This window comes from Pseudomonas sp. TE31087 (assembly GCF_057284075.1).
The window spans coordinates 4,511,173-4,537,376 of the sequence record NZ_JBXVNN010000001.1 but is presented as its reverse complement, the minus strand read 5'-3'; the positions used below and the strand labels follow the sequence as shown (position 1 = coordinate 4,537,376).

The 26,204-nt window shown below is 64.8% G+C and carries 21 protein-coding genes and 1 pseudogene; 10 read left to right on the top strand and 12 right to left on the bottom strand.

Annotated elements, in window-relative coordinates:
• Nucleotides 1–5: 5 nt before the first annotated feature.
• The 3 genes from tauB to tauD all read left to right on the top strand — a co-directional run bounded on the left by tauB (nucleotide 6) and on the right by tauD (nucleotide 2,579).
• Nucleotides 6–785 (top strand): taurine ABC transporter ATP-binding subunit, encoded by a 780-nt coding sequence (gene tauB, locus ACZ899_RS20415; protein WP_096049120.1) that lies wholly within the window; start codon nucleotides 6–8, stop codon nucleotides 783–785.
• A complete protein-coding gene (tauC, locus tag ACZ899_RS20410; protein ID WP_234560596.1) occupies nucleotides 782–1,621 on the top strand; it encodes a taurine ABC transporter permease TauC in 840 nt (279 codons plus the stop codon). Before tauB ends, tauC begins: the two co-directional genes overlap by 4 nt.
• 124 nt (nucleotides 1,622–1,745) lie before the next feature.
• Nucleotides 1,746–2,579, top strand: a complete 834-nt coding sequence (gene tauD / locus ACZ899_RS20405) for a taurine dioxygenase (RefSeq protein WP_203649536.1) — start codon at nucleotides 1,746–1,748, stop codon at nucleotides 2,577–2,579.
• Nucleotides 2,580–2,696: 117 nt separating this feature from the next.
• On the opposite strand, the gene betT is transcribed toward tauD, so the two are convergent.
• On the bottom strand, nucleotides 2,697–4,658 hold the full coding sequence (betT, locus tag ACZ899_RS20400; protein ID WP_162232990.1) for a choline transporter BetT: 1,962 nt from the start codon (nucleotides 4,656–4,658) through the stop codon (nucleotides 2,697–2,699).
• A 311-nt stretch (nucleotides 4,659–4,969) separates the two neighbouring features.
• Complete coding sequence (gene epsC / locus ACZ899_RS20395; protein ID WP_232854972.1) at nucleotides 4,970–5,908, bottom strand: serine O-acetyltransferase EpsC; 939 nt, start codon at nucleotides 5,906–5,908, stop codon at nucleotides 4,970–4,972.
• Nucleotides 5,909–6,213: 305 nt separating this feature from the next.
• On the opposite strand from epsC, the gene tcyJ reads away from it, so the two are divergent.
• The 3 genes from tcyJ to tcyN are packed head-to-tail and all read left to right on the top strand — an operon-like array spanning nucleotide 6,214 to nucleotide 8,448.
• Nucleotides 6,214–7,020: a cystine ABC transporter substrate-binding protein gene (gene tcyJ / locus ACZ899_RS20390; protein ID WP_203649525.1), complete on the top strand. Its 807-nt coding sequence runs from the start codon at nucleotides 6,214–6,216 to the stop codon at nucleotides 7,018–7,020.
• Nucleotides 7,017–7,685 carry a cystine ABC transporter permease gene (gene tcyL, locus ACZ899_RS20385; RefSeq protein ID WP_203649523.1) on the top strand — a complete coding sequence of 223 codons (669 nt, stop codon included), beginning with the start codon at nucleotides 7,017–7,019 and terminating at the stop codon, nucleotides 7,683–7,685. Before tcyJ ends, tcyL begins: the two co-directional genes overlap by 4 nt.
• 1 nt (nucleotide 7,686) lies before the next feature.
• Nucleotides 7,687–8,448 carry an L-cystine ABC transporter ATP-binding protein TcyN gene (gene tcyN, locus ACZ899_RS20380; RefSeq protein ID WP_203649522.1) on the top strand — a complete coding sequence of 254 codons (762 nt, stop codon included), beginning with the start codon at nucleotides 7,687–7,689 and terminating at the stop codon, nucleotides 8,446–8,448.
• 16 nt (nucleotides 8,449–8,464) lie between these two features.
• Here the strand turns inward: tcyN and ACZ899_RS20375 are convergent, their stop codons facing one another.
• The 5 genes from ACZ899_RS20375 to trxA form a co-directional block, all read right to left on the bottom strand.
• Nucleotides 8,465–9,115: a gamma-glutamylcyclotransferase gene (locus tag ACZ899_RS20375; RefSeq protein WP_203649520.1), complete on the bottom strand. Its 651-nt coding sequence runs from the start codon at nucleotides 9,113–9,115 to the stop codon at nucleotides 8,465–8,467.
• Between the two features lie 345 nt (nucleotides 9,116–9,460).
• Complete coding sequence (locus ACZ899_RS20370; protein WP_234562867.1) at nucleotides 9,461–10,429, bottom strand: CDP-6-deoxy-delta-3,4-glucoseen reductase; 969 nt, start codon at nucleotides 10,427–10,429, stop codon at nucleotides 9,461–9,463.
• Nucleotides 10,429–11,895: a 4-hydroxy-3-polyprenylbenzoate decarboxylase gene (gene ubiD / locus ACZ899_RS20365; RefSeq protein ID WP_234562866.1), complete on the bottom strand. Its 1,467-nt coding sequence runs from the start codon at nucleotides 11,893–11,895 to the stop codon at nucleotides 10,429–10,431. Before ubiD ends, ACZ899_RS20370 begins: the two co-directional genes overlap by 1 nt.
• A gap of 195 nt (nucleotides 11,896–12,090) precedes the next feature.
• Entirely contained in the window at nucleotides 12,091–13,350 is a 1,260-nt protein-coding gene (rho, locus tag ACZ899_RS20360; RefSeq protein ID WP_011536308.1) for a transcription termination factor Rho, read from the bottom strand.
• A gap of 309 nt (nucleotides 13,351–13,659) precedes the next feature.
• Nucleotides 13,660–13,989, bottom strand: coding sequence for a thioredoxin TrxA (trxA, locus tag ACZ899_RS20355; RefSeq protein WP_203649511.1), 330 nt, complete (start codon nucleotides 13,987–13,989; stop codon nucleotides 13,660–13,662).
• A gap of 244 nt (nucleotides 13,990–14,233) precedes the next feature.
• Here trxA and ppx point away from each other — a divergent pair, with 244 nt between their 5' ends.
• Nucleotides 14,234–15,736: an exopolyphosphatase gene (gene ppx, locus ACZ899_RS20350; RefSeq protein WP_234562868.1), complete on the top strand. Its 1,503-nt coding sequence runs from the start codon at nucleotides 14,234–14,236 to the stop codon at nucleotides 15,734–15,736.
• A 108-nt stretch (nucleotides 15,737–15,844) separates the two neighbouring features.
• Here ppx and ppk1 read toward each other — a convergent pair whose 3' ends face one another.
• Both ppk1 and hemB read right to left on the bottom strand, forming a co-directional pair.
• Nucleotides 15,845–18,085 (bottom strand): polyphosphate kinase 1, encoded by a 2,241-nt coding sequence (gene ppk1, locus ACZ899_RS20345; protein ID WP_203649509.1) that lies wholly within the window; start codon nucleotides 18,083–18,085, stop codon nucleotides 15,845–15,847.
• Nucleotides 18,086–18,104: 19 nt separating this feature from the next.
• A complete protein-coding gene (gene hemB / locus ACZ899_RS20340) occupies nucleotides 18,105–19,115 on the bottom strand; it encodes a porphobilinogen synthase (RefSeq protein ID WP_198745209.1) in 1,011 nt (336 codons plus the stop codon).
• A gap of 207 nt (nucleotides 19,116–19,322) precedes the next feature.
• On the opposite strand from hemB, the gene ACZ899_RS20335 reads away from it, so the two are divergent.
• Nucleotides 19,323–19,967 (top strand): DedA family protein, encoded by a 645-nt coding sequence (locus ACZ899_RS20335; protein ID WP_203649500.1) that lies wholly within the window; start codon nucleotides 19,323–19,325, stop codon nucleotides 19,965–19,967.
• A gap of 501 nt (nucleotides 19,968–20,468) precedes the next feature.
• Here the strand turns inward: ACZ899_RS20335 and ACZ899_RS20330 are convergent.
• Nucleotides 20,469–21,095 (bottom strand): annotated as a pseudogene (locus ACZ899_RS20330) (sterol desaturase family protein); the annotation flags it as partial.
• A gap of 113 nt (nucleotides 21,096–21,208) precedes the next feature.
• On the opposite strand from ACZ899_RS20330, the gene elbB reads away from it, so the two are divergent.
• On the top strand, nucleotides 21,209–21,877 hold the full coding sequence (elbB, locus tag ACZ899_RS20325; RefSeq protein WP_203649497.1) for an isoprenoid biosynthesis glyoxalase ElbB: 669 nt from the start codon (nucleotides 21,209–21,211) through the stop codon (nucleotides 21,875–21,877).
• A 114-nt stretch (nucleotides 21,878–21,991) separates the two neighbouring features.
• Here the strand turns inward: elbB and ACZ899_RS20320 are convergent, their stop codons facing one another.
• Together ACZ899_RS20320 and ACZ899_RS20315 are read right to left on the bottom strand one after the other, a co-directional pair.
• A complete protein-coding gene (locus ACZ899_RS20320; RefSeq protein ID WP_050707476.1) occupies nucleotides 21,992–22,444 on the bottom strand; it encodes a YaiI/YqxD family protein in 453 nt (150 codons plus the stop codon).
• Between the two features lie 133 nt (nucleotides 22,445–22,577).
• On the bottom strand, nucleotides 22,578–24,521 hold the full coding sequence (locus ACZ899_RS20315) for a cytochrome c/FTR1 family iron permease (RefSeq protein WP_234562865.1): 1,944 nt from the start codon (nucleotides 24,519–24,521) through the stop codon (nucleotides 22,578–22,580).
• Nucleotides 24,522–24,810: 289 nt separating this feature from the next.
• Between ACZ899_RS20315 and ACZ899_RS20310 the strand changes: the two genes are divergently transcribed.
• Nucleotides 24,811–26,202, top strand: coding sequence for a COG3014 family protein (locus ACZ899_RS20310; protein WP_203649491.1), 1,392 nt, complete (start codon nucleotides 24,811–24,813; stop codon nucleotides 26,200–26,202).
• The last annotated feature ends 2 nt before the right edge of the window (nucleotides 26,203–26,204 follow it).

The window sequence follows — 26,204 nt, the reverse complement described above, 5'->3', positions numbered from 1 at the left end:
CCGTCATGGCCTTGCTCGAACTGGAGCGCATCAGCGCACAGTACCCCGGCGCCGCTACCCCGGTGCTGGCCGACATCAACCTGAGCCTGGGCCCGCGCCAGCTGCTGGTGGCCCTCGGGCCGTCCGGCAGCGGCAAGACCTCGTTGCTCAACCTGATCGCCGGCTTCGTTGCCCCCAGCGGCGGGCGCATCAGCCTCGACGGCGCGCCAGTGCAAGGCCCTGGCGCCGATCGCGGCGTGGTGTTCCAGGACGATGCCCTGCTGCCCTGGCAGGACGTGCTCGGCAACGTTGCCTTCGGCCTCGAGCTGGCCGGCGTGCCCCGTGCGCAGCGTGAAGCCAAGGCCCGCGAGATGCTGGCGCTGGTAGACCTCGCCGGCTTCGGCGAGCGGCGTATCTGGCAATTGTCCGGCGGGCAGAAGCAGCGCGTGGGCCTGGCCCGGGCGCTGGCCGCCGACCCGCGGGTGCTGTTGATGGACGAGCCGTTCGGCGCCCTCGATGCCTTTACCCGCGAACAGATGCAGGAGCTGCTGTTGCAGGTCTGGCAGCGCACCGCCAAACCGGTGTTCCTGATCACCCACGACATCGAAGAGGCGGTGTTCCTCGCCACCGAGCTGGTGCTGCTGGCGCCCAATCCGGGGCGTGTGGTCGAGCGTCTGCAACTGGACTTCGGCCAGCGCTACGCCGCTGGCGAGTCGGCCCGGGCGATCAAGTCCGATCCCCGCTTCATCGAAACCCGCGAGCACGTGCTGGCGCGGGTGTTCTCGCAACGTCAGGAGTCCGCATGAGCAGTATCGAATTGCCGGCCGCCGCCAAGCGGGCACCACGCACGCCTCCTGTCGTGAAAACCCGCAAGCCCTTGCCGACCCGCTGGATCAGCACCCTCACCCTGGCCTCCCTGTTGCTGGCGTGGTGGCTGGTAACCGCCGCCGGCTGGGTCGACCCCCTGTTCCTGCCCTCGCCCGCCGATATCCTGGCCAAGGGCTGGACGCTGCTTACCCAGGGCTACATGGATGCCAGCCTGTGGCAGCACCTGGGCGCAAGCCTGGGCCGTATCGGCCTGGCGCTGGTGGCGGCGACCCTGACCGCCATCCCCGTCGGCCTGGCCATCGGCTACAACCGCGTGGCCCGTGGCATCCTCGACCCGCTGATCGAGTTCTACCGGCCGATCCCGCCGCTGGCCTACCTGCCGTTGATCGTCATCTGGTGCGGCATCGGCGAGCTGTCGAAGGTGCTGCTGATCTACCTGGCGATCTTCGCCCCGATCGCCATCGCCACCGCCACCGGCGTGCGCACCGTCGACCCGGCCAAGCTGCGCGCCGCGCAGTCGCTGGGGGCCACCCGGGCGCAACTGATCCGCCATGTGATCCTGCCCAGCGCCCTGCCCGACATCCTCACCGGCATCCGCATCGGCCTTGGCGTGGGCTGGTCGACCCTGGTCGCCGCCGAGCTGATCGCCGCCACCAGCGGCCTGGGCTTCATGGTGCAGTCGGCGGCGCAGTTCCTGGTCACCGACGTGGTGGTGCTGGGGATCCTGCTGATCGCCCTGATCGCCTTCACCCTGGAAATGGGCCTGCGCGCCCTGCAGCGCAAGCTGGTGCCCTGGCATGGCCAGAGCCACTGATCCGTCACGACCATTCGCGGGGCAAGCCCGCTCCCACGCAGCCGTCTCACCTCGTGGGAGCGGGCTTGCCCCGCGATAGAACTTCTCGGCCTGCACGAGAAACGAACCTTCAAGCGAGACCGACATGAGCCTGACCATCACCCCTCTCAGCCCGGCCCTTGGCGCGCAGATCAGCGGCGTGGACATCAGCCGCGACATCACCCTCGAACAGCGTGACGCCATCGAGCAGGCACTGCTCGAACACCAGGTGCTGTTCTTCCGCGACCAGCCGATCACCCCCGAGCAACAGGCCCGTTTCGCCGCGCGCTTCGGCGACCTGCACATCCACCCGATCTACCCCAATGTGCCGCAGACGCCGCAGGTACTGATCCTCGACACCGCGGTCACCGACGTGCGCGACAACGCCGTCTGGCACACCGACGTGACCTTCCTGCCGACCCCGGCGCTGGGCGCGGTGCTCAGCGCCAAGCAGTTGCCGGCCTTTGGCGGCGACACCCTGTGGGCCAGCGGGATCGCCGCGTTCGAGGCGCTGTCGGCGCCGCTGCGCACGATGCTCGACGGCCTGACCGCCACCCACGATTTCACCAAGTCGTTCCCGCTGGAGCGCTTCGGCACCACCCCAGAGGACCTGGCGCGCTGGGAAGCCACCCGGCGCAACAACCCGCCACTGTCGCACCCGGTGGTGCGTACCCACCCGGTCAGCGGGCGCAAGGCGCTGTTCGTCAATGAAGGTTTCACCACGCGGATCAACGAGCTGAACGAGCAGGAGAGCGAGGCGCTGCTCAAGCTGCTGTTCGCCCATGCGACGCGGCCGGAGTTCAGCATTCGCTGGCGATGGCAGGAAAATGACGTGGCGTTCTGGGACAACCGCGTCACGCAGCATTTTGCTGTGGATGATTACCGACCCAATCGGCGGGTGATGCACCGGGCGACCATCTTGGGAGATGCGCCGTTCTGAGCCCCTGGGAGGCCTTTGGCCTCCTTTCGCGGCGCAAGGCCGCTCCTACAGGAGATCACATTCCCCTGTAGGAGCGGCCTTGTGCCGCGATAAGGGCCGCAAAGCGGCCCCAGCGATCTACCTCACCAGATGCAGGTACTGCATGTGCCGCTCGTACTGGTCGAGGATGTCGTTGATGATCTGCTCCTTGCTGTAGCCCACCAGATCATAGTTCTGGCTACCTTCGCTCAAGTGCACCTCCGCCCGGTAGTAGCGACGGTTCTTCAACTCCTGGGTACCCAACCCACCCAACGCGAACGACGGCGTGAAGTAGCCACGCATCTGCACCTGGTAGATGAACGGCTGCTCCTCGCCATGGCCGATCTTCAGGCTGACGTTGTCATGGCTCGGATCGTCCTGGGTGATCAGCACCAGCCCCTTCTGCTCGAACACCTCGCGCACCTCGGCGATCGCCGGGCGCACCACGTCGTCCATGAAGCGATACACCTCGTCCCGCGACGGGAAGTGCACGGCCTGGCTCAGGCGCTGGCGCCAGCCGCCACGCCCACGCCGGGACTGGGCGAAGGGTGCCAGCGAATGCATCTGCGCGATCTGCCGCTGGCTTTCCAGGTAGAAGGCCTTGTGCAGCCCCCACATCATGCACAGCAGGATCAGCGAGAACGGCAGCGAGGTCAGCACCACCGCCGACTTCAGCGAATCGATGCTGCCGGCGAACAGCAGCGCGCTGGTGATCAGCGCGGTCATCGCGCCCCAGAAGATGCGCAGCCAGTTCGGGCCGTCCTCGTCGGCGCCACCGCCCTTGGCAGACAGCGTCGACAGCACCACCGTGCCGGAGTCGGCCGAGGTGACGAAGAACACGAAGCTGATGAACACCGTCACGGCGATCACCGTCTTGCTCCACGGGTAGGTTTCCAGCAGCAGGTACAGGCTCATCGACGGGTTGTCGATGGCCGACTGGCCGAGGGCGGTCATGCCGTGGTTGATCACCTGGTCCAGGGCGCTGTTGCCGAAGATCGACATCCACGCCAGGGTGAAGCCCAGCGGGATCAGCAACACGCCGAAGACGAACTCACGGATGGTGCGCCCGCGCGAAATCCGCGCGATGAACAGCCCCACGAACGGCGCCCAGGCAATCCACCAGGCCCAATAGAACACCGTCCAGCCACCCAGCCAGTCGCGTTGCTCGCCGTAGGCGTACACATCAAAGCTCTTGCGCGGCAAGGCGCCCAGGTAGTCACCGAGGTTCTGGATCAGGGTATTGAACAGGTGCTGGGTGGGCCCGGCGAACAGCACGAACAGCAGCAGCGCGCAGGCCAGGAACAGGTTGATGTCGCTCATCACCCGCACGCCCTTCTCCACCCCGGCGACCGCCACGGCCACCGCCGCGCCCATCATCAGGGTGATGAGGATCACCTGCACCCACTGGCTGTGGCTGATGCCGAACAGGTAGTCGAGGCCGGCGTTCAGGTGCAGCACGCCGAAGCCCATGTCGGCCCCCAGGCCAAACACCGTGGCGATGATGCCGAAGCCGTCCACCGCGTAGCCGATCGGGCCGTTGATGCGTTTGCCTATCAGCGGGTAAAGCGCCGAGCGCAGGGCCAGCGGCAGGTTGTGCCGGTAGGCGAAGTAGGCCAGCGCCATGCCGACGAAGGCGAACACGCCCCAGCCGTGCAGGCCCCAGTGCAGGAACAGGATCTGCATCGCCTGGCGCCCGGCCTCGGCCGTGCCGGCCTCGCCCTGCGGCGGCTGGAGCATATGGGTCAGCGGCTCGGAGACGCAGAAGAAGAACAGGGTGATGCTGATGCCGGCGGCGAACAGCATGCCGGCCCAGGACAGGTAGCTGAACTCGGGCTCGTCGTGGTCGGCACCAAGCTTGATCTTGCCGTAGCCGGACAAGGCGGTGACCACCACGAAGACCAGGTACAGGGTCATGGCCAGCATGTAGTACCAGCCGACGGTGTTGGCCGCCCAGTTCTGCGCCGCCAGCAGCCAGTCGCCGGCCGCCTGGGGCTGGGCGATGACGACCAGGCCGAAGAGGAGGATGAAGCTTGCCGCGAAGTAGAACACGGGGGGGTTCATGCGGATCTTGCCGTTGGCAAGGTCGGGGGTCGGTGCACTCATTGAACAGGCACCTCGTCGAAGGACGTGAGGTTCGGATTGAACGGGTTCAGCAAAGGCGATTCCTCCTTTTGAACACCGGCAATGGACCAGCGTTTTTCGTTGAACAAGCGTTCAAGTTAAACATGGATCGAGTTTCAATGCGACCCGATGCCGCTGGGCGGGGCATCGAGTGTCTAGCACGTGGGAGCGGGCTTGCCCCGCGATGGCGATGGTTGAACTGACGTCGCCATCGCGGGGCAAGCCCGCTCCCACGGTCCAGACACTCGATGCTAGAGGGCTTTCTTGCCCTCGCAATCCAACTGCAGGTTAGCCTGGGTAATATTGCTGTCAGCCGGCACGCTGCGAGTCAGCCAGACGTTGCCGCCGATGGTCGAACCCTTGCCGATGGTGATCCGCCCGAGGATGGTCGCACCCGCGTAGATGACGACGTCGTCCTCGACGATCGGGTGGCGTGCCAGGCCCTTGTGCAAGTTGCCCGACTCGTCGCTGGGGAAGCGCTTGGCGCCCAGGGTCACGGCCTGGTAGATACGCACCCGCTCACCGATGATCGCGGTCTCGCCGATCACCACGCCGGTGCCGTGGTCGATGAAGAAGCTCGGGCCGATCTGCGCGCCGGGATGGATGTCGATGCCGGTGGCCGAGTGCGCCAGCTCCGAGCTGATCCGCGCCAGCAGCGGCAGGCCGGCCTGGTACAGGTGGTGGGCCAGGCGGTGGTGGATGATCGCCAGGATGCCCGGGTAGCACAGCAGCACCTCGTCGACGCTGCGCGCCGCCGGGTCGCCGTGGAAGGCCGCGAGCACGTCGGTGTCCAGCAGCACGCGCAGGGCCGGCAGGGCCGCGGCGAAGTCCTGGATCAGGCGCAGGGCATGGCCATCGACATCGACCACATCGGTCTTGCCATGGCGCGCCGCGTAGCGCAGCTCCAGGCGGGCCTGGGCCAGCAGCGCGGTGAGCGCGGCGTCGAGGGTGTGGCCGACGTAGAAGTCTTCGCTCTCTTCACGCAGGTCCACCGGGCCCAGGCGCATGGGGAACAGCGCGCCGCACAGCTGCTCGAGAATCTGCCGCAGCGCCTCGCGCGATGGCAGCTCGCGCCCGCCCTGCTCGCCGCTGCTGCGGCCGTTGTTGCTGCGCCACTGCTCACGGGCGCTGCGCAGGCCACTGACGATGCCCTGCAGTTGCCAGTGCCCGGTTGATGGTTGTTCGCTCACGGTGTTTCTCCTGCCAGGCCATTGTTCTGATATCTGGATTTTTCTGGCGTGGGAGCGGGCTTGCCCCGCGATGGCGCTATCGCGGGGCAAGCCCGCTCCCACGATCAATCGAATGGATCAACGATACGTCAAATCTGCCTCTTGGAAAAAACAACGCTTTATTCCATCCTGAGCTAAGTCGGGCATAAGCGACTGCAAAATGCAGAAACGGGAATAACAACATGATTTTTTATTATTTCCCGGCCTATGAAGCCCACCTCTATAGTCGCCACCTCACTACTTCCACAACAAGCGCGGGGCCTGCCATGACCAAATTCGCCAAACCCCTTCTCAACGCCAGCCTGGCGCTCCTGCTCGGTGCCGGCCTGCTCGGCCAGGCCTTCGCCGGCGAGCAGTTGAAGACCATCCAGGAGAAGGGCGTGATCAACGTCGGCCTGGAAGGCACCTACCCACCGTTCAGCTTCCAGGACGAGAACGGCAAGCTGGCCGGCTTCGAGGTCGAACTGTCCGAACTGCTGGCCAAGGAACTGGGGGTCAAGGCCAAGGTCCAGCCGACCAAGTGGGACGGTATCCTCGCCGCCCTGGAGTCCAAGCGCCTGGACGTGGTGATCAACCAGGTGACCATCTCCGAGGAGCGCAAGAAGAAGTACGACTTCTCCGAGCCCTACACGGTTTCCGGCATCCAGGCCCTGGTGCTCAAGGGCAGCGACAACGAGAAGAACATCAAGACCGCCGCCGACCTCGGTGGCAAGAAGGTCGGCGTCGGCCTGGGCACCAACTACGAGCAGTGGGTGAAACAGGACGTGCCGACAGCCGATGTCCGTACCTATGAAGACGACCCGACCAAATTCGCCGACCTGCGCAACGGCCGTATCGACGCCATCCTGATCGACCGCCTGGCCGCGCTCGAGTACGTGCAGAAAACCGCCAAGGACAAGAAACCCACCGCGCTGGCCGGCGAGAAATTCTCCAAGCTGGAGTCGGGCGTTGCCCTGCGCAAGGGCGAGCCTGAACTGCTCGCGGCGCTGAACAAGGCCATCGACAAGCTCAAGGCCGACGGCACGCTGGCCAAGCTGTCCGAGAAATACTTCGGTGCCGATGTCACCAAATGATCGCTGAAAGCCTGCAACTCGTTGTCGATTCCGCGCCCTTCCTGCTCAAGGGCGCGGGCTATACCGTGCTGCTCAGTGTCGGCGGCATGTTCTTCGGTTTGGTGCTGGGCTTCGCCCTGGCACTGATGCGCCTGTCGAAGATCCTGCCGCTGGACTGGCTCGCCCGCATCTACGTGTCGTTCTTCCGCGGCACGCCGCTGCTGGTGCAGCTGTTCGTGATCTACTTCGGCCTGCCGCAGATCGGCATCGAGCTTGATCCGATCCCGGCATCGCTGATCGGCCTGTCGCTGAACATGGCGGCGTATATCTGCGAAATCCTCCGCGCGGCGATCTCTTCGATCGACCGTGGTCAGTGGGAAGCGGCGGCCAGCATCGGCATGACCCGCACCCAGGCCATGCGCCGGGCGATCCTGCCGCAGGCCCTGCGCACCGCCCTGCCGCCGCTGGGCAACAGCTTCATCTCGCTGGTCAAGGACACCGCCCTGGCGGCGACCATCCAGGTGCCCGAGCTGTTCCGCCAGGCACAGCTGATCACCGCCCGGACCTTCGAGGTCTTCACCATGTACCTGGCTGTCGCGGTGGTCTACTGGATCCTCTGCAGCATCCTGGCGCACTTCCAGAACCGCATGGAAGCGCGGGTCAACCAGCACGACCAGGAGCAATGAGATGATCGTAGTACAAGGCCTGACCAAGCAGTTCAAGGGCCATACCGTGCTCAACGGCATCGACCTGACCGTGCAACCCGGCGAGGTGGTCGCCATCATCGGCCCCAGCGGCTCGGGCAAGACCACGTTCCTGCGTTGCCTGAACCTGCTGGAAACCCCCGATGCCGGACGCATCCAGATCGGCGACATCAGCATCGATGCCAATCGCCCGCTGGGCGGCCAGCAGGGTGCGATCCGCCGCCTGCGCCAGCAGGCCGGATTCGTGTTCCAGAACTTCAACCTGTTTCCCCACCGCACCGCCCTGGAGAACGTCATCGAGGGGCCGGTGATCGTCAAGAAGACGCCCCGCGACAAGGCCATCGAGCTGGCCAGGCGCCTGCTGGCCAAGGTCGGCCTGGCGGGCAAGGAAGACGCCTACCCGCGCCGCCTGTCCGGTGGCCAGCAGCAGCGGGTGGCCATCGCCCGCGCCCTGGCCATGGAACCCGAGGTGATCCTGTTCGACGAGCCTACCTCGGCGCTCGACCCGGAGCTGGTGGGCGAGGTGCTGGAAACCATCCGCGGCCTGGCCGAGGAAAAGCGCACCATGATCATCGTCACCCACGAGATGAGCTTCGCCCGCGATGTCGCCAACCGGGTGATCTTCTTCGACAAGGGGGTGATCGTCGAGCAAGGCGAGGCCAAGGCGCTGTTCGCCAATCCGCGGGAAGAGCGCACCCGCCAGTTCCTGCGCAAGTTCCTCGGCACCGCCGCCGGCCAGGAATGAGCCCGATGCGCGGGGCTCACACCTCGCGCAGGTTGTGGCAACGCCTGAAACGGGCTTCCAGGTTGCGATCGGGCATCTGGTGGCTGCGCAGGGCGTTGAGGGTCTGCTCCACGTAATCGCGTGTCGTGCCATAGCGCCCCTTGGCGCTGGCGAGGATCTGGCTGAGCAAGGTGTCCGGCAGGTTGCCCGCGTAGCATGGCAGGTGCCGTTCCAGCACGAAGCCCAGGGCCTGGACCTTGCTGCCGTCGCCCAGACGGCAGCTGAGCCAGTGCGGGCGATAGGCCGGGAACGGCATTTCGCGCATCCACAGGGCCATCAGCGAATCGTCAAGGTTGCTTTCATCCAGACGGTAGGCGAAACCACTGCAGGAACCGCCACGGTCCAGGCCGAACACCAGGCCCGGACATTCCGGTGTGCCGCGGTGCTCGTGGGACCACAGGTACAGGCCGCGGTGGTAGCCATGCACCCGTGCCCGCTGGCGCTCGACCGAATTGCACTCGGGGCGCCAGATCAGCGAGCCGTAGGCAAACAGCCAGACCGGGCCGCCTTCGTGCAGGGACATGGTTTCTTGCATCGAGCGCTGCAGTTGTTCGCGGGACAACTGTTGCCCGAAGTCGAGTGACGGCGGATAGGCTATTTGCCAGGATAAACTTTCAAGTGTCGACATGAGCTGCCGCCATTAATTCCTGTGAACTACAAAGTTGCGCGTTCCACTGCTGTTGATGCAGGGCCTGACCCTACGTCTTCGCGGGTAAACCCGCTCCCACAGGAGGTGTGCAGGGCTTGTGGGAGCGGGTTTACCCGCGAAGGCCCTGGCGCTTAACGTAAGGGATAAGACACTTGCGACTCAAGCTGGAAGACACAATTTCATTCAACCTTCCGCTGAACGGAAACTAATAATCCGAGTATAGCGAAACTTATTACCCGCACCGGTAATAATCCCCGCCCTATAATCAACAGCAAAACACTTGGTTATTAACCCCGGCACGCCCTTGCAGCGTGCCGGGTTGTTTCATCCGCGCGGCGCGTAGGCGAAAACGTCGGCGCGCATGCGGTGGGCATCCATGCCGGCCTCGACCAATGCATCGAGGGTGGCGTAGACCATGTTCGGCGAACCGCTGGCATAGACATGCACCTGGTTCAGGTCGCCGATGTCCTCGCACACCGCCTCGTGCAACAGACCGCAGCGCCCCTCCCAGCCGCACAGGTCGCTGACCACCTTGTGCAGGAACAGGTTGGGCAGGCGCTGCCACTCGTCCCAGTGCTCGATCTCGTAGAAGTCCTCGGGCCGGCGCACGCCCCAGTACAAATGCACCGGATGCTTGAACCCGTGGGCGCGGCAGTGCTCGACCAGGCTATGCATCTGGCCCATGCCGGTACCGGCGGCGATCAGCACCAGCGGGCCGTCGGGCAGCTCCGCCAAGTGGGCGTCGCCGAACGGCAGTTCGATACGCGCCAGGCCACTGCGCCGCAGCTGCTTGATCAACTGCACGGCGCTGCTTTCCCGGGCCAGCACATGCAGCTCCAGGTCACGACCACCGTGGGGCGCCGAGGCGAGGGAGAAGGCCGCCTTGTCCATGCCCTCGCGCTCGATCATCAGGTACTGCCCCGCGTGATAGCGCGGCGGCTTGCCGGCTGGCGCGCGCAGGCGCACGCGCCAGACGTCGCCACCGACCTCGACGCATTCACTCACGGTACAGGCCAGCTTGCGCACCGGCAGCTCGCCCAGGGCCAGCACACCATCCCACAGCAACACGCAGTCCTCCAGCGGCTCGGCGATGCAGGTGAACAGTTCACCGTGATCGCGGACTTGGCCTTCCTGGCGAACACTACCCTCCACCAGCAGCGCGGCACACACATGGCAGTTGCCGTTGCGGCAGCTGCTTGGGCAGTCGTAGCCCAGGCGCCGCGCGGCATCCAGAATCCTTTCACCCGGTTCGACCGCCAGTACCGCCCCGGAAGGCTGCAAGGTTACCTGCATCAATCTATTCCCAACTGGTCCCACAGCTCATCGATACGGCGGGTGACGGCCTCGTCCTTGACGATGACCCGGCCCCATTCGCGTGTAGTCTCGCCCGGCCACTTGTGGGTGGCGTCCAGGCCCATCTTCGACCCCAGGCCCGACACCGGCGACGCAAAGTCGAGGTAGTCGATCGGGGTGTTGTCGATCATCACCGTATCACGCTTGGGGTCCATGCGCGTGGTGATGGCCCAGATCACATCGTTCCAGTCGCGGGCGTTGATATCGTCGTCGGTGACGATAACGAACTTGGTGTACATGAACTGTCGCAGGAACGACCACACACCCAGCATGACGCGCTTGGCGTGGCCTGGATACTGCTTCTTCATGGTCACCACCGCCATGCGGTACGAGCAGCCTTCCGGCGGCAGGTAGAAGTCGGTGATCTCGGGGAACTGCTTCTGCAGGATCGGCACGAACACTTCGTTCAGCGCCACCCCGAGGATCGCCGGCTCATCCGGCGGTCGGCCGGTGTAGGTGCTGTGGTAGATCGGTTTCTGCCGGTGAGTGATGCGCTCGACGGTGAACACCGGGAAGCTTTCCACTTCGTTGTAGTAACCGGTGTGGTCGCCGTACGGGCCTTCCGGGGCCATTTCGCCGGGGTGGATCACACCCTCGAGGATGATCTCGGCGGTGGCCGGTACCTGCAGGTCGTTGCCACGGCATTTGACCAGTTCGGTACGGTTGCCGCGCAACAGGCCGGCAAAGGCGTATTCGGAAAGGGTATCGGGGACAGGGGTCACGGCGCCGAGGATGGTCGCAGGGTCTGCGCCCAGGGCCACGGCCACGGGGAAAGGCTGGCCTGGGTGTTTCTCGCACCATTCGCGGTAGTCCAGCGCGCCGCCACGGTGGCTCAGCCAGCGCATGATCACTTTGTTGCGGCCGATCACCTGCTGGCGATAGATACCCAGGTTCTGGCGGTCCTTGTTCGGCCCGCGGGTGACGGTCAGGCCCCAGGTGATCAGCGGCGCCACGTCGCCCGGCCAGCAGTGCTGGATGGGCAACTGGCCCAGGTCGACGTCGTCGCCTTCGACCACGATTTCCTGGCACACCGCGTCCTTGACCACCTTCGGCGCCATGGACACGACCTTCTTGAAGATCGGCAGTTTCGACCAGGCGTCCTTCAGCCCCTTCGGCGGCTCGGGCTCCTTGAGGAACGCCAGCAGCTTGCCGATCTCGCGCAGTTCCTCGGTCGATTCGGCGCCCATGCCCATGGCCACCCGCTCGGGAGTGCCGAACAGATTGCCCAGCACCGGGATGTCGAAGCCGGTGGGCTTTTCGAACAGCAACGCCGGGCCCTTGGCGCGCAGGGTGCGGTCGCAGACTTCGGTCATTTCCAGTACGGGGGAGATGGGAACCTGGATGCGCTTGAGTTCACCGCGCTGTTCCAGGCCACGGATGAAGTCGCGCAGATCGCGATACTGCATGCAAGGGCCTCGTGTTGGGCGTATCGGTCGGGGTGCAGAGTGTAGCGCCGTTCACGCCTGGTTTGGGGGCAAAAATGAAAAGGGGCCGCTTCGCGATCCCATCGCGGGGCAAGCCCGCTCCCACAGATTCTGTGGGAGCGGGCTTGCCCCGCGATGGGCTGCAAGGCGGCCCCAATCAATGCCGGTCTGAAACGCTTACTTGCGCTTCATCGACAGGAAGAACTCGTCGTTGGTCTTGGTCTGCTTGAGCTTGTCGACCAGGAACTCGATGGCGGCGATCTCGTCCATCGGGTGCAGCAGCTTGCGCAGGATCCACATGCGCTGCAGTTCGTCGTCGGCGGTCAGCAGCTCTTCGCGACGGGTACCGGACTTGTTGATGTTGATGGCCGGGAACACACGCTTCTCGGCGATGCGACGGTCCAGGGGCAGCTCCATGTTGCCGGTACCCTTGAACTCTTCGTAGATCACTTCGTCCATCTTCGAGCCGGTCTCGACCAGCGCGGTGGCGATGATGGTCAGCGAACCGCCTTCCTCGATGTTACGCGCGGCACCGAAGAAGCGCTTCGGCTTCTCCAGGGCGTGGGCGTCGACACCACCGGTCAGTACCTTGCCGGAGCTCGGGATCACGGTGTTGTAGGCACGGGCCAGACGGGTGATCGAGTCGAGCAGGATGACCACGTCCTTCTTGTGCTCGACCAGGCGCTTGGCCTTCTCGATGACCATCTCGGCGACCTGCACGTGGCGGGTCGGCGGCTCGTCGAAGGTCGAGGCAACCACTTCGCCGCGCACGGTGCGCTGCATCTCGGTCACTTCTTCCGGGCGCTCATCGATCAGCAGGACGATCAAATGGCACTCGGGGTTGTTACGGGTGATGTTGGCCGCGATGTTCTGCAGCATGATGGTCTTGCCCGCTTTCGGCGGGGCGACGATCAGGCCGCGCTGGCCCTTGCCGATCGGGGCGCACAGGTCGATGACGCGACCGGTGAGGTCTTCGGTGGAACCGTTGCCGGCTTCCATCTTCAGGCGCTTGTTGGGGAACAGCGGCGTCAGGTTTTCGAAGAGAATCTTGTTCTTCGCGTTTTCCGGACGGTCGAAGTTGATGGTGTCGACCTTCAGCAGTGCGAAGTAACGCTCGCCTTCCTTCGGTGGACGGATCTTGCCGACGATGGTGTCGCCGGTGCGCAGGTTGAAACGACGGATCTGGCTGGGCGAGACATAGATGTCGTCAGGGCCGGCCAGGTAGGAGGCATCCGCCGAGCGCAGGAAACCGAAACCATCCTGGAGAATCTCCAGCACGCCGTCACCGGAGATCTCTTCGCCGCTTTTCGCATGCTTTTTCAGCAGGGCGAAAATCACGTCCTGTTTGCGCGAACGGGCCATGTTTTCGATGCCCATCTGTTCGGCCATTTCCAAAAGATCGGTAATCGGCTTTTGCTTGAGTTCTGTCAGGTTCATAAGGGGAGTGACGTAATCATGTAAGGAAGGGAGAAATTAAGCGTTGGCTTAATGAGGCCGCGCCGCTAGATGGCGACAGGATCGCGTACTGATTCGAATTAGGGATGCTTCGGCGACGGCGTGCAGAGGGCACTGGAGAAGCAGTGCGAGGCCGAATGTAACACTTGCTTTTTTCGACGTCTAGTGGTTTTGACCACCGTTTTCCGGGGCTATCCGTCTGGATGGGCGCGATAGCGGGGCTCGCCAGCCCTCAGGGAAAATGCCTACAACAGATAAAGAAAAGCCCCGCATTTGCGGGGCTTTGTCACATCACACGTTGGCGTCGAGGAACGCCTTGAGCTGCGACTTGGACAGCGCGCCGACCTTGGTGGCCTCGACGTTGCCGTTCTTGAACAGCATCAGCGTCGGGATGCCACGCACGCCGTGCTTGGCGGGGGTTTCGGCGTTTTCGTCGATGTTCAGCTTGGCGATGGTCACCTTGCCCTGGTATTCAGAGGCGATGTCGTCCAGCACCGGAGCGATCATCTTGCATGGGCCGCACCATTCAGCCCAGTAGTCGACCAGCACCGCGCCTTCAGCCTTGAGTACGTCGGCTTCGAAGCTGGCGTCGGTGACATGTTTGATAAGATCGCTGCTCATGGATATCTCCAGGTCGTAAGCATAAAAAAACGTTGCCCATCATAGCCGCACCCTGGCGCGACAGGAAGCCACAGCTGATTGAGTGTAACTATAGTTGTGCAAGATGCCACGAATCGAAACCGTCATGTCACGGTCATAACATTGCTATGACATTGCCATGCATCAAGCCTTGCCGTGCCGCTCGTTGGCGTATGCCCGCGATCGTGGCACGATTGCCGGGTTAACGACCGAGAACCTCCAGACCATGCCGCACACCACCGCGAAGAACCTGTCTCTGATCGCCGCCATCGACCTGGGCTCCAACAGCTTCCACATGGTCGTGGCCAAGGCCCATCACACGGAAATCCGCATCCTCGAAAGGCTTGGAGAAAAGGTTCAGCTCGCCGCCGGTATCGACGATGAGCGCAAGCTCAGCGAAGAAGCCATGGAGCGCGGCCTGGAATGCCTCAAGCGCTTCGCCCAGCTGATCAACGGCATGCCCCAGGGTTCGGTGCGCATCGTCGGCACCAACGCCCTGCGCGAAGCGCGCAACCGCAATGAATTCATCCTGCGCGCCGAAGCCATTCTCGGCCACCCGGTCGAGGTCATCTCCGGCCGTGAAGAGGCGCGCCTGATCTACCTGGGCGTGTCCCACACCCTGGCCGACACCCCCGGCAAGCGCCTTGTCGCCGACATCGGCGGCGGCAGCACCGAGTTCATCATCGGCCAGCGTTTCGAGCCGCTGCTGCGCGAAAGCCTGCAGATGGGCTGCGTGAGCTTCACCCAGCGCTACTTCCGTGACGGCAAGATCACCCCGGCGCGCTACGCCCAGGCCTACACCGCCGCGCGCCTGGAACTGATGAGCATCGAGAACGCCCTGCACCGCCTGACCTGGGACGAGGCCATCGGCTCGTCCGGGACCATCCGCGCCATCGCCGCGGCGATCAAGGCCATCGGCCAGGGCAGCGGCGAGGTCAACGCCGAGGGCCTGGCGGCGGTCAAGCGCAAGCTGTTCAAGCTCGGCGAGACCGACAAGATCGACTTCGAAGGGGTCAAGCCCGATCGGCGGACCATCTTCCCGGCGGGCCTGGCCATCCTCGAGGCGATCTTCGACGCCCTGGAGCTGCAGCGCATGGACCACTGCGACGGCGCCCTGCGCGAAGGCGTGCTGTTCGACCTGCTGGGCCGCCATCACCACGAGGACGTGCGCGAGCGCACCCTGAACTCGCTGATGGAGCGCTACCACGTCGACCAGGGCCAGGCCGCGCGCGTGGAGCGCAAGGCACTGCACGCCTTCGACCAGGTGGCCGCAGCGTGGGACCTGGAGCACGGAAACTGGCGTGATCTGCTGGGTTGGGCGGCGAAAATCCATGAAATCGGACTGGATATTGCCCATTACCACTACCACAAGCACGGTGCCTACCTGATCGAGCACTCCGACCTGTCAGGGTTCTCCCGCGAGGACCAGCAGATGATGGCCCTGCTGGTGCGTGGCCACCGCCGCAACATTCCCAAGGACAAGTTTGCCGAGTTCGGCGACGAAGGCGTCAAGCTGATCCGCCTGTGCGTGCTGCTGCGCTTCGCCATCCTGTTCCACCATATCCGCGGCACCCAGCAGATGCCCAAGGTGGAATTGCAGGCCGGCGACAACAGCCTGGAAGTGGTATTCCCGAGCGGCTGGCTGGAGCAGAACCAGCTGACCCAGGCTGACTTTGCCAACGAGGCGGAATGGCTGGCGCGGGTTGGGTTTGTGCTGAGCGTCAGGTAAAAACGCCTAGCCCTCTCGGGCAGAGAACAACGTGGGAGCGGGCTTGCCCCGCGATATGGCACCGGCTATGCCGGTGATCGCGGGGCAAGCCCGCTCCCACGTGTTGAGTTACCGTACGTTCAGCACCGGATTGCTCAGGCGCTCCAGCAGCGTCGCCTGCACGCTGCGCGGATTCTGGTTGCCGGTCGGCGTGCTGCGCACGTAGCGCCCGTCCGGCTGCAGGGTCCAGGCCTGGGTGTTGTCGGTCAGGTAACCCTCCAGCTCCTTCTTCACCCGCAACAGCAGCTTCTTGCCCTCCACCGGGAAGCAGGTCTCGACGCGCTTGTCGAGGTTGCGCTCCATCCAGTCGGCGCTGGACAGGTAGATCTGCTCCTCGCCGCCATTGAGGAAGTAGAACACCCGGGTGTGCTCGAGGAAGCGGCCGATGATCGAGCGCACGTGGATGTTGTGCGACACCCCCGGGATGCCCGGGCGCAAGCAGCACATGCCGCGCACCACCAGGTCGATGCGCACGCCCGACTGGCTGGCCTTGTACAGCGCCTTGATGATCTTCGCGTCGGTCAACGAATTGAACTTGGCGATGATGTGCGCCGGCTTGCCTTCCAGGGCGAACTGAGTCTCCCGGGCGATCATGTCGAGCATGCCCTTCTTCAGGGTGAAGGGCGCGTGCAGCAGCTTCTTCATGCGCAGGGTCTTGCCCATGCCGATCAGCTGGCTGAACAGCTTGCCGACGTCCTCGGTGAGGGCGTCGTCGGAGGTCAACAGGCTGTAGTCGGTGTACAGGCGGGCGTTACCGGCGTGGTAGTTGCCGGTGCCCAGGTGCGCGTAGCGGACGATCTCGCCCTGCTCGCGGCGCAGGATCAGCATCATCTTGGCGTGGGTCTTGAAGCCGACCACGCCGTAGATCACCACCGCGCCGGCGGCCTGCAGGCGGCTGGCCATCTGCAGGTTGGACTCTTCGTCGAAACGCGCGCGCAGTTCGATCACCGCGGTGACCTCCTTGCCGTTACGCGCCGCGTCCACCAGGGCGTCGACGATCTCCGAGTTGGCGCCCGAGCGGTACAGGGTCTGGCGCACGGCGAGTACATGCGGGTCCTTGGCGGCCTGGCGCAGCAGGTCGATCACCGGGGTGAACGACTCGAACGGGTGCATCAGCAGCACGTCCTGCTTGCCGATCACGCTGAAGATGTTGTCGGCGTTCTGCAGCAGCTTGGGGATCGCCGGGGTGAACGGCGTGTACTGCAGCTCCGGGTGGCTGTCGAGGCCGGTGATGCTGAACAGGCGGGTCAGGTTGACCGGCCCGTTGACCTGGTACAGCTCGCTCTCGCTCAAGCTGAACTGCTTGAGCAGGTAGTCGGAGAGGTGTTTCGGGCAGGTGTCGGCCACCTCGAGGCGCACGGCATCGCCGTAGCGGCGCGAGAACAGCTCGCCGCGCAGGGCGCGGGCCAGGTCGTCGACTTCCTCGGAATCCAGCGCCAGGTCGGCGTTGCGGGTCAGGCGGAACTGGTAGCAGCCCTTGACCTTCATGCCCTGGAACAGGTCATCGGCGTGAGCGTGGATCATCGACGAAAGGAACACATAATTGTCGCCCGGGCCGCCGACCTCTTCCGGCACACGGATGACCCGCGGCAGCAGGCGCGGCGCCGGGATGATCGCCAGACCCGAATCACGCCCAAAGGCGTCGACACCCTCGAGCTCGACGATGAAATTCAGGCTCTTGTTCACCAGCAGCGGGAACGGGTGGGTCGGGTCGAGGCCGATCGGGGTGATGATCGGCGCGATCTCGTCGCGGAAGTAACGGCGTACCCAGGTCTTGAGCTTGGGCGTCCAGTAGCGCCGGCGGATGAAGCGGATGGCGTGCTTCTCCAGCTCCGGCAGCAGCACGTCGTTGAGGATCGCATATTGGCGGTCCACCTCGATGTGCACCAGCTCGCTGATGCGCGCCAGCGCTTGGTGCGGCTGCAGGCCGTCGGCGCCGGCCTGTTCGCGGGCGAAGTTGATCTGCTTCTTCAGGCCCGCCACGCGGATCTCGAAGAACTCGTCGAGGTTGCTGGAGAAGATCAGCAGGAACTTCAGGCGCTCGAGTAGCGGATACGACTCATCCAGCGCCTGCTCCAGCACGCGGATGTTGAACTGCAGCTGCGAGAGCTCGCGATGAATGTACAGGCTGCTGTCGTCCAGGCTCGGCACGGCGATCGCCGGAGCCGGCGCAGGCGCGGGTGCCGGGGCGGCTTCGGCGACCGCTTCCGGTTCCACTACCGCTGGCAGGTCGGGCGGGGTCTGCACCATCTCTTCGGGCACGGCCTGGGCATCCTTGATCTCGACAGGGGTTAGCACTTCGTTATTCATCTGACGTTCCTGGAGGGCGTTACTGCCCTCTCATCAATTGAGCGGCACGCACGGCGAAATAGGTCAGGATGCCATCAGCGCCTGCCCGTTTGAAAGCGGTGAGGGATTCGAGGATCACGGCCTCGCTGAGCCAGCCGTTCTGGATCGCGGCCATGTGCATGGCGTACTCGCCGCTGACCTGGTAGGCGAAGGTCGGCACCTTGAACTCGGCTTTCACTCGGTGAACGATGTCCAGGTACGGCATGCCCGGCTTGACCATGACCATGTCGGCGCCTTCGGCGAGGTCGGTGGCCACTTCGTGCAGGGCCTCGTCGCTGTTGGCCGGGTCCATCTGGTAGGAGGCCTTGTTGGCCTTGCCCAGGTTCAGCGCCGAGCCGACCGCGTCGCGGAACGGGCCGTAGTAGGCACTGGCGTACTTGGCCGAGTAGGCCATGATGCGCACGTTGACGTAGCCGGTCTCTTCCAGGGCCTGGCGGATCGCGCCAAGGCGACCGTCCATCATGTCCGAAGGGGCCACCACCTGGGCACCGGCCTCGGCGTGGGACAGCGCCTGACGCACCAGGGCCTCGACGGTGATGTCGTTCTGCACGTAGCCCTCTTCATCGAGGATGCCGTCCTGACCATGGGTGGTGAACGGGTCCAGAGCGACGTCGGTGATCACCCCCAGCTCCGGGAAGCGGGCGCGCAGGGCGCGGGTGGCGCGCTGGGCGATGCCGTCCGGGTTCCAGGCTTCGGCGCCGTCGAGGGATTTTTTCTCGGTCGGGGTCACCGGGAACAGCGCCAACGCTGGAATACCCAGCTCCACCCAGCCCTGTGCGGCTTCCAGCAGCAGGTCGATCGACAGGCGCTCTACGCCCGGCATGGACGGTACTTCTTCGCGACGGCCCTCGCCGTCCAGCACGAATACCGGAAGAATCAGGTCATCGACGGTCAGGGTGTTTTCGCGAACCAGACGACGGGAAAATTCATCCCGGCGGTTGCGACGCAGGCGGGTGGCAGGAAACAGACGGTTGGCGGGGGTAAAGCTCACGGCAGACTCCTGAGCCCGCGCGGGCGGGCAGCGCGACAGTTATAAGCGGCCATTATGACGCCTGTGTTACATCCTTAGGCAACCCTGCGACTTGTGGCCGCAGCCATTGTCGTTGCAGGGAATCTTCACGTCGAGACACATTTGGACACTTTCCCCAGCGCGTCTGAAGGGGTAGGCTGCGCGTTCATTTCGCCAGCACGCCAGAAAATGCTTCAACAATTCCTGAACGATTTCGGCTACTTTGCCCTTTTTCTCGGCACGTTCTTCGAGGGCGAGACCATCCTGGTGCTCGCGGGCTTTCTTGCGTTCCGCGAATACATGGACATCAAGCTGGTGGTCCTGGTGGCCTTCTGCGGCAGTTACGCCGGCGACCAGCTGTGGTACTTCATGGGCCGCCGCCACGGGCGCAAGATCCTTGCCCGCAAGCCGCGCTGGCAGGCCATGGGTGACCGGGCGCTGGAGCACATCCGCCGCCATCCGGATATCTGGGTACTGAGTTTCCGTTTCGTCTACGGCCTGCGTACGGTGATGCCGGTGGCTATCGGCTTGTCCGGCTACCCACCGCGCCGCTACCTGCTGCTCAACGGCATCGGCGCCGCGGTGTGGGCCCTGGCCCTGGGCCTGGCGGCCTACCACTTCGGCGCCATTCTCGAAGGCATGCTCGGCAGCATCAAGAAGTACGAGCTATGGGTGCTCGGCGGCCTGCTGGTGCTGGGCCTGGCGCTCTGGCTGCGCCGACGTTTTCGCAACCTCCGCGCCGAGCGCCGCGCGGCGGCAGAAGGCCAGGCCGCCGACGCTGAGCAGGCTGTAGCCCAGAAGCAGCAACCAGAACACGGGCGTGACCAACACTAAGCCGAGCGCGCCGGCCAGATACAGCGCCGGCGCATTCGACAGCAGCCGTGCCAGTTCCATGCGCCCTGCCCAGGGCCGGTCCTCCAGCGCCGCCCCCAGCACGAACAGCCCGAACGCCATCACCGTCCAGCCCAATACCAGGGCTGCAGGCGCCACCTGCTCCGCCACCTCCATCAGATAGCTGCCCAGCGCCACATAGACCGCGAACTGCACGGTGACGTACACCTGCCGCGCGCCGCCCAGGGGAATCGCGAACTTGCGAAACGCCGCCAGGTCCTGCTTGGGCTGTGGATAAGCGGCGGCCACATCCGCCGGGCGCCAGCCGGTGGGCATGAACCAGATGCGCAGCTTGTCCCACCAGCTGCCGGCGCGACGGGCGTCATGCCAGAGCTGGGCGTAGAACTGCACGTTGGCCCACAGCGGGTTCCAGCTGGCCAGCGGCGTGGTCACGCCGAAGATCACCGGCTCGCGCTCGTCCTCCTCCTGGAAGGTGCCGAACAGTCGGTCCCAGATTATGAACACGCCGCCGTAGTTGCGATCCAAGTACAGAGGATTCTGCGCATGGTGGACGCGATGGTTGGACGGCGTGATGAAGATCCACTCCAGCCAGCCCAGCTTGGGCACATGGCGGGTGTGCACCCAGAACTGGTACAGCAGGTTCAGCGACGCCACGGTGATGAATACCAGCGGCGGCACGCCCAGCAGCGCCAGCGGCAGGTAGAAGATCCAGGAGAACAGGAAGCCGCTGCTGGTCTGACGCAGGGCGGTGGTGAGGTTGTATTCCTCGCTCTGGTGGTGCACCGAGTGCGCGGCCCACAGCACATTGCGCTCGTGGCCCAGGCGGTGCAGCCAGTAGTAGCAGAGGTCGTAGAGCACGAAGGCGACCACCCACACCCACCAGGCATCGGCGGGCAGGCGCAGCCAGGCCAGGTGCTCCCAGGCCACGGCATAGGTGACCAGCCCCACCCCTTTGGTCAGAAGCCCCGTGCTGGTGGACAGCGCGCCGGTGCTCAGGCTGTTGATCGAGTCGGCGAGCTGGTAGTTGCGCCGCCCGCGCACGCGATCGGCGATCAGCTCCACCGTGATCAGCACGAAGAAGAACGGCACGGCCAGCAGAATCAGGTCCATGAACGGCCACCTCCAAGGTTGTCCACGAAGATTAGGCCCGCCGAAGGGCAAATCCCATGGCTACATCTGCCAAACTAGAGGACATTTAGCGCCTCGACACTGGAGTATTGAGCATGACGAAAAAAGTTGCGGTGATTCTGTCCGGTTGCGGCGTGTACGACGGCGCCGAGATCCACGAGAGCGTGATCACCCTGCTGCGCCTGGACCAGCGTGGCGCCCAGGTGCAGTGCTTCGCGCCGAACATCGCGCAGATGCATGTGATCGACCACCTGACCGGGGAAGAGATGCCCGAGTCGCGCAACGTGTTGGTGGAATCGGCGCGTATCGCCCGTGGCGAGGTGAAGGACATTCGCGAGGCCAATGCCTCGGATTTCGACGCCCTGATCGTGCCCGGTGGCTTCGGTGCGGCCAAGAATCTCTCCAACTTTGCCGTCGAAGGCGACAAGTGCAGCGTGCAGCCGGACGTGCTGGCCCTGGCCGAAGCCTTCGCCGAGGCGGGCAAGCCGGTTGGCCTGATCTGCATCTCGCCAGCACTTGCGGCGAAGATCTACGGCCCAGGCGTGGTCTGCACCATCGGCAACGACGCCGGCACCAGCGCGGCGGTGGTGAAGATGGGCGGCACCCACGAGGAGTGTGATGTGCACGACATCGTCGAGGATACCCAGCGCAAGCTGGTGACCACCCCGGCGTACATGCTGGCCAAGTCGATCAGCGAGGCGGCGGGCGGCATCTACAAGCTGGTGGATCGGGTGCTGGAGCTGACCCACGAGAACGATAAGTAAGGCACTGGGGGCGCTACGCACCCCTTTCGCGGCGCAAGGCCGCTCCTACAGAAATGCGCTGTACCTGTAGGAGCGGCCTTGTGCCGCGATGGCCTGCACAGCAGGCCCTGTCAGCTAAAGCTTGGACAAGCGGCTCAGGATCCGGTCCAGCGCATTGGCGAACGCCTGCTTCTCGCGTTCACCATAGGGCGCCTGGCCACCGCCGACCTGGCCCTGCTCACGCAGTTCGGTGAACAGGTTGCGTACCGCCAGGCGCTCGCCCATGTTGCGCTCGTCGAACTCGCGACCGCGCGGATCCAGCGCCGCCACGCCCTTCTTGATCAGCCGGTCGGCCAGCGGCACGTCGCTGCAGATCACCAGTTCGCCGGGCTCGGCGTTCTCCACCAGGTAGTCATCGGCAGCATCCATGCCGCTGGGCACCACGATCAGCCGCACGCAGGCGAAGGCCGGCTTGATCTGCGGCTGGCCGGCCACCATCACCACTTCGAGCTTGCGCTTGAGGGCGAACTTGACGATCAGGTCCTTGGCCGCCTTGGGGCAGGCGTCGGCATCGATCCATACACGCATGGGATTATTCCTGTACTCCGGGCAATGACGTCGTGGGAGCGGGCTTGCCCCGCGATAGCGCCTGAACAGGCTGACATTATGCCAGCCCCGACGTCATCGCGGGGCAAGCCCGTCCACGCGCCCCTGTACAGGTTCAGCTGGCCGCCGCCCGGCGCTTCTCGGCCAACCGGCTGCGCCCATAGAGGAACACGATGGCCAGCAACGCCAGCGCCTGCGCACCCAGCGAATAAGCGTCGGCGTGGATTCCCAGCCAGTCGAACTCGAAGAACGCCACCGGCCGCGTACCCAGCACGCCGGCCTCCTGCAGCGCCTTGACGCCATGCCCGGCGAACACCACCGACAGCGCGCACAGCAAAGCGGCGTTGATGCTGAAGAACAACGACAGCGGCAGCTTGGCCGAGCCGCGCAGGATCACCCAGGCCAGGCCCACCAGCAGCACCAGCGCCGTGGCGCCGCCCGCCAGCACCGCCTGATGGCCAGCCGGACCGGCCTGCAGCCACAGGGTCTCGTAGAACAGGATCACCTCGAACAGCTCGCGGTACACCGAGAAGAACGCCAGCACGGCAAAACCGAAACGCCCGCCGCCACTGACCAGGCTGCTCTTGATGTAGTCCTGCCAGGCGGCGGCGTGGCGGCGATCGTGCATCCACACGCCAAGCCACAGCACCATCACCGCGGCGAACAGCGCCGTGCAGCCTTCGAGCAGCTCGCGCTGCGCACCGCCGACGTCGATCACATAGGCCGCCAGGGCCCAGGTGGCGAAACCGGCGACCAGCGCCAGGCCCCAGCCGATATTGACGCTGCGCACCGCCGACTGCTGGCCGGTGTTGCGCAGGAAGGCCAGGATCGCCGCCAGCACCAGGATCGCCTCCAGGCCCTCGCGCAGCAGGATCAGCAGGCCGGAAATGTAGCTCAGCGACCAGCTCAGGCCATCGCTGCCCAGTAGCTTGGACGCCTGCTCCAGCTTGGCCTTGGCCTCGGCCAGGCGCTGTTCGGCCTGGGCCACCGGCAAGCCGTCCTGCAACGACTGACGGTAGGCCATCAGCGACTTTTCCGTGTCCTTGCGGGCCTGGGCGTCGATGTTGTCGAGGGAGCTTTCCACCAGTTCGAAGCCTTCCAGGTAGGCCGCCACCGACAGGTCGTAGGCCTGGTCGTGGTCGCCGGCGCGGTAGGCCGCCAGACTCTTGTCCAGAGTGCTGGAGGTGTATTCGAGCAGCTGTGCCGGGCCACGCTTGACCTGCGGCGGCTGCGCCCGCTGGGCGCGGAACGCGGCCACGGCATCCGCGCCTTCGCTGGCGGCGACTTCGGCCGGGGTCTGCCGGGCCAGGTCGGCGATGTTCCAGGTCTTGCCGCCCTTGGCCGCCTGCGGATCGGCGGTGAAACTGGCGATATAGGCCGCCACGTCCCAGCGCTGGCGCTCGTTGAGCTGGTCGGCGAACGACGGCATCTCGGTGCCTTCGATGCCCAGCCCGAGGGTGTTGTACAGGTCGAACAGGCTCAACTGGTCGAGGCGCCCGGCATCGCGCAGGTTGGCTGGCGCAGGCTCCAGGCCGACCCCGGCCGGGCCGTCGCCGAGGCCCGTGTCACCATGACAGATCGAGCAATTCTGCGCATACAGCGAAGCGCCGCGAGCAGGATCGGGGGTGATCACCGGGGCCTGGCTGACCTCGTAGGCCACTGCCAGGCGCGCACCCAGTTGCCGGGCCTGGCGGGCGACGGCGGCACCGTCCTGACGCTGGTCGATGGCCTGACGCAGGCTCTGCACGCCCTGTTCCAGGGCGCCGCGCTCGGCATGCTCGGGCAGGCCCTTGACCAGCTCGGCCAGCACGCCACTGAACTCCTGCTGCTCGCGGTATTCCCCGTCGTCCACCACCTTGCCGTCGCGCACGGTCGGCGGGTAGTCGGCACCGATGTAGTCCAGCAGGTGCAGCGCCTTGGTCGCCTCGGCAGGCGCTTCGGCCAGCGTCGGGAGGCTGCACAGCGCCAGCACCGGGCCAAGCAACAGGGCAGGCAGCCAGGCAGGCAGACGGAAACGAGAAATCATGGCCAATCTCGACGGAAATACGAAAGAGAACATTGTTCACTTCCACTCTCCCCCGCTCAAGGCTCAGGGGCAGATTTCATGAAAAATCTTGAGACAAATTGACGGAACACCCGCTGGGAACGGTTTTTTCCGACTGATGGCATCAACCTAAAAATGCGAAGCAATTCGCCATCATCCCGCTACTACTTTGGGTATAATCCCGCGCCGCCGTAATAGCCATTAGCAATCAAGGCGCCTCCATCGAGAGGTTCTGGCGATAAAACAGAGGGATCTGCCGCCCCCGCCCACGCGGCCAACCGTTTCAGGGAAAGAAGAAAGTCCGATGGTATCCCGCGCCCTCACCCTGGCGACCCTGGTCGCCGCCGTGCAGCTCACCGGCTGCTCGGTGTTCCGCAGCTACGACAGCGAACTGCAGGAGACCAACAAGCAGTTGGCCGCCGGCAACGTCGACGCCGCCCTCGCCCTGCTCGAGAGCAATAACAAGGGCGAGCAGAAAGACCTGCTCTACTACTTCGAAAAAGGCGAGCTGCTGCGCTCCAAGGGTGACCTCAAGGGCAGCCAGGACGCCTGGCGCTCGGCCGACAGCGTGGTGTTCCAGTGGGAAGAGTCGGTCAAGCTCGACACCGACAAGTACCTGAGCCAGTTCGGCAGCTACCTGGTCAACGACAAGGTCCGTCGCTACGAAGGCTATGACTACGAAAAAGTCATGCTGACCACGCAGATGGCCCTGAACCTGCTGGCACAGAACGATTTCGACGGTGCCCGCACCGAGATCAAGAAGACCCACGAGCGCGAGGCGATCATCGCCGAGCTGCGCGACAAGGAATATCTCAAGCGCGAGGAGCAGGCCGAGAAGGAAGGCATCAAGACCGAGTACAAGGACCTGCAGGGTTACCCGGTCGCCAGCCTCGACGCCCCTGAGGTGGTCGGCCTGAAGAACAGCTACCAGAGCGCCTTCAGCCATTACCTGTCCGGCTATGTCTACGAGGCCCTCGGTGAGAAAGGCCTGGCCGCGCCGGGTTATCGCAAGGCCGCCGAACTGCGCCCGAACACGCCGCTGCTCGACCAGGCACTGCTCGAACTGGACAAGAACAGCGCCAAGGCCGGCGAAAGCGACGTGCTGATCGTGGTGCAGACCGGCCTGGCCCCGGCCCGTGACTCGATCCGCATCCCACTGCCGCTGCCGATCCAGGACAACCTGGTGATCACCCCGCTGTCGTTCCCGATCATCAAGGAAGACACTTCGACCGCGCACGTGGGCGAGATCCAGCTCAACGACAAGGCCCTGGCCCTGACCGCGCTCAACAGCACCACGGCCATGTCGCGCCGCGCCCTGCGCGACGACATGCCGGGCATCATCCTGCGCACCAGCGTACGCGCCATCAGCCGCGGCGTGGCGCAGAAAAACCTGAACAAGGCCAACCCGATGGCCGGGCTGGTGGTGGGCATCGCCTCCACCGTGCTGGAAGGCGCCGATACCCGCACCTGGCGCACCCTGCCCGACGAAACCCAGGTGGCCCGGGTACGCCTCAAGCAAGGCGAACACCACCTGAGCCTGCCATCGAGCCTCGGTGGCACCCAGGTCACCGTGAAGGTCGATCGTCCCTACCAGGTGATCAGCCTACGCGTGGTCGGCAACCGCGTATTCGCTGGCGGCCCGGCCGTCATCGTCGCCCCGCAGGCCGCAGCCACCGCTGTCGCCAGCCTCAAGTAACC

Bases quoted from the DNA above. Each gene is read 5' to 3' on its own strand.
- tauB (WP_096049120.1), top strand. From the start codon at position 6: ATGGCCTTGCTCGAACTGGAGCGCATCAGCGCACAGTACCCCGGCGCC.
- tauC (WP_234560596.1), top strand. From the start codon at position 782: ATGAGCAGTATCGAATTGCCGGCCGCCGCCAAGCGGGCACCACGCACG.
- tauD (WP_203649536.1), top strand. From the start codon at position 1,746: ATGAGCCTGACCATCACCCCTCTCAGCCCGGCCCTTGGCGCGCAGATC.
- betT (WP_162232990.1), bottom strand. From the start codon at position 4,658: ATGAACCCCCCCGTGTTCTACTTCGCGGCAAGCTTCATCCTCCTCTTC.
- tcyJ (WP_203649525.1), top strand. From the start codon at position 6,214: ATGACCAAATTCGCCAAACCCCTTCTCAACGCCAGCCTGGCGCTCCTG.
- tcyL (WP_203649523.1), top strand. From the start codon at position 7,017: ATGATCGCTGAAAGCCTGCAACTCGTTGTCGATTCCGCGCCCTTCCTG.
- tcyN (WP_203649522.1), top strand. From the start codon at position 7,687: ATGATCGTAGTACAAGGCCTGACCAAGCAGTTCAAGGGCCATACCGTG.
- ACZ899_RS20375 (WP_203649520.1), bottom strand. From the start codon at position 9,115: ATGTCGACACTTGAAAGTTTATCCTGGCAAATAGCCTATCCGCCGTCA.
- ACZ899_RS20370 (WP_234562867.1), bottom strand. From the start codon at position 10,429: ATGCAGGTAACCTTGCAGCCTTCCGGGGCGGTACTGGCGGTCGAACCG.
- ubiD (WP_234562866.1), bottom strand. From the start codon at position 11,895: ATGCAGTATCGCGATCTGCGCGACTTCATCCGTGGCCTGGAACAGCGC.
- rho (WP_011536308.1), bottom strand. From the start codon at position 13,350: ATGAACCTGACAGAACTCAAGCAAAAGCCGATTACCGATCTTTTGGAA.
- trxA (WP_203649511.1), bottom strand. From the start codon at position 13,989: ATGAGCAGCGATCTTATCAAACATGTCACCGACGCCAGCTTCGAAGCC.
- ppx (WP_234562868.1), top strand. From the start codon at position 14,234: ATGCCGCACACCACCGCGAAGAACCTGTCTCTGATCGCCGCCATCGAC.
- ppk1 (WP_203649509.1), bottom strand. From the start codon at position 18,085: ATGAATAACGAAGTGCTAACCCCTGTCGAGATCAAGGATGCCCAGGCC.
- ACZ899_RS20335 (WP_203649500.1), top strand. From the start codon at position 19,323: ATGCTTCAACAATTCCTGAACGATTTCGGCTACTTTGCCCTTTTTCTC.
- elbB (WP_203649497.1), top strand. From the start codon at position 21,209: ATGACGAAAAAAGTTGCGGTGATTCTGTCCGGTTGCGGCGTGTACGAC.
- ACZ899_RS20320 (WP_050707476.1), bottom strand. From the start codon at position 22,444: ATGCGTGTATGGATCGATGCCGACGCCTGCCCCAAGGCGGCCAAGGAC.
- ACZ899_RS20315 (WP_234562865.1), bottom strand. From the start codon at position 24,521: ATGTTCTCTTTCGTATTTCCGTCGAGATTGGCCATGATTTCTCGTTTC.
- ACZ899_RS20310 (WP_203649491.1), top strand. From the start codon at position 24,811: ATGGTATCCCGCGCCCTCACCCTGGCGACCCTGGTCGCCGCCGTGCAG.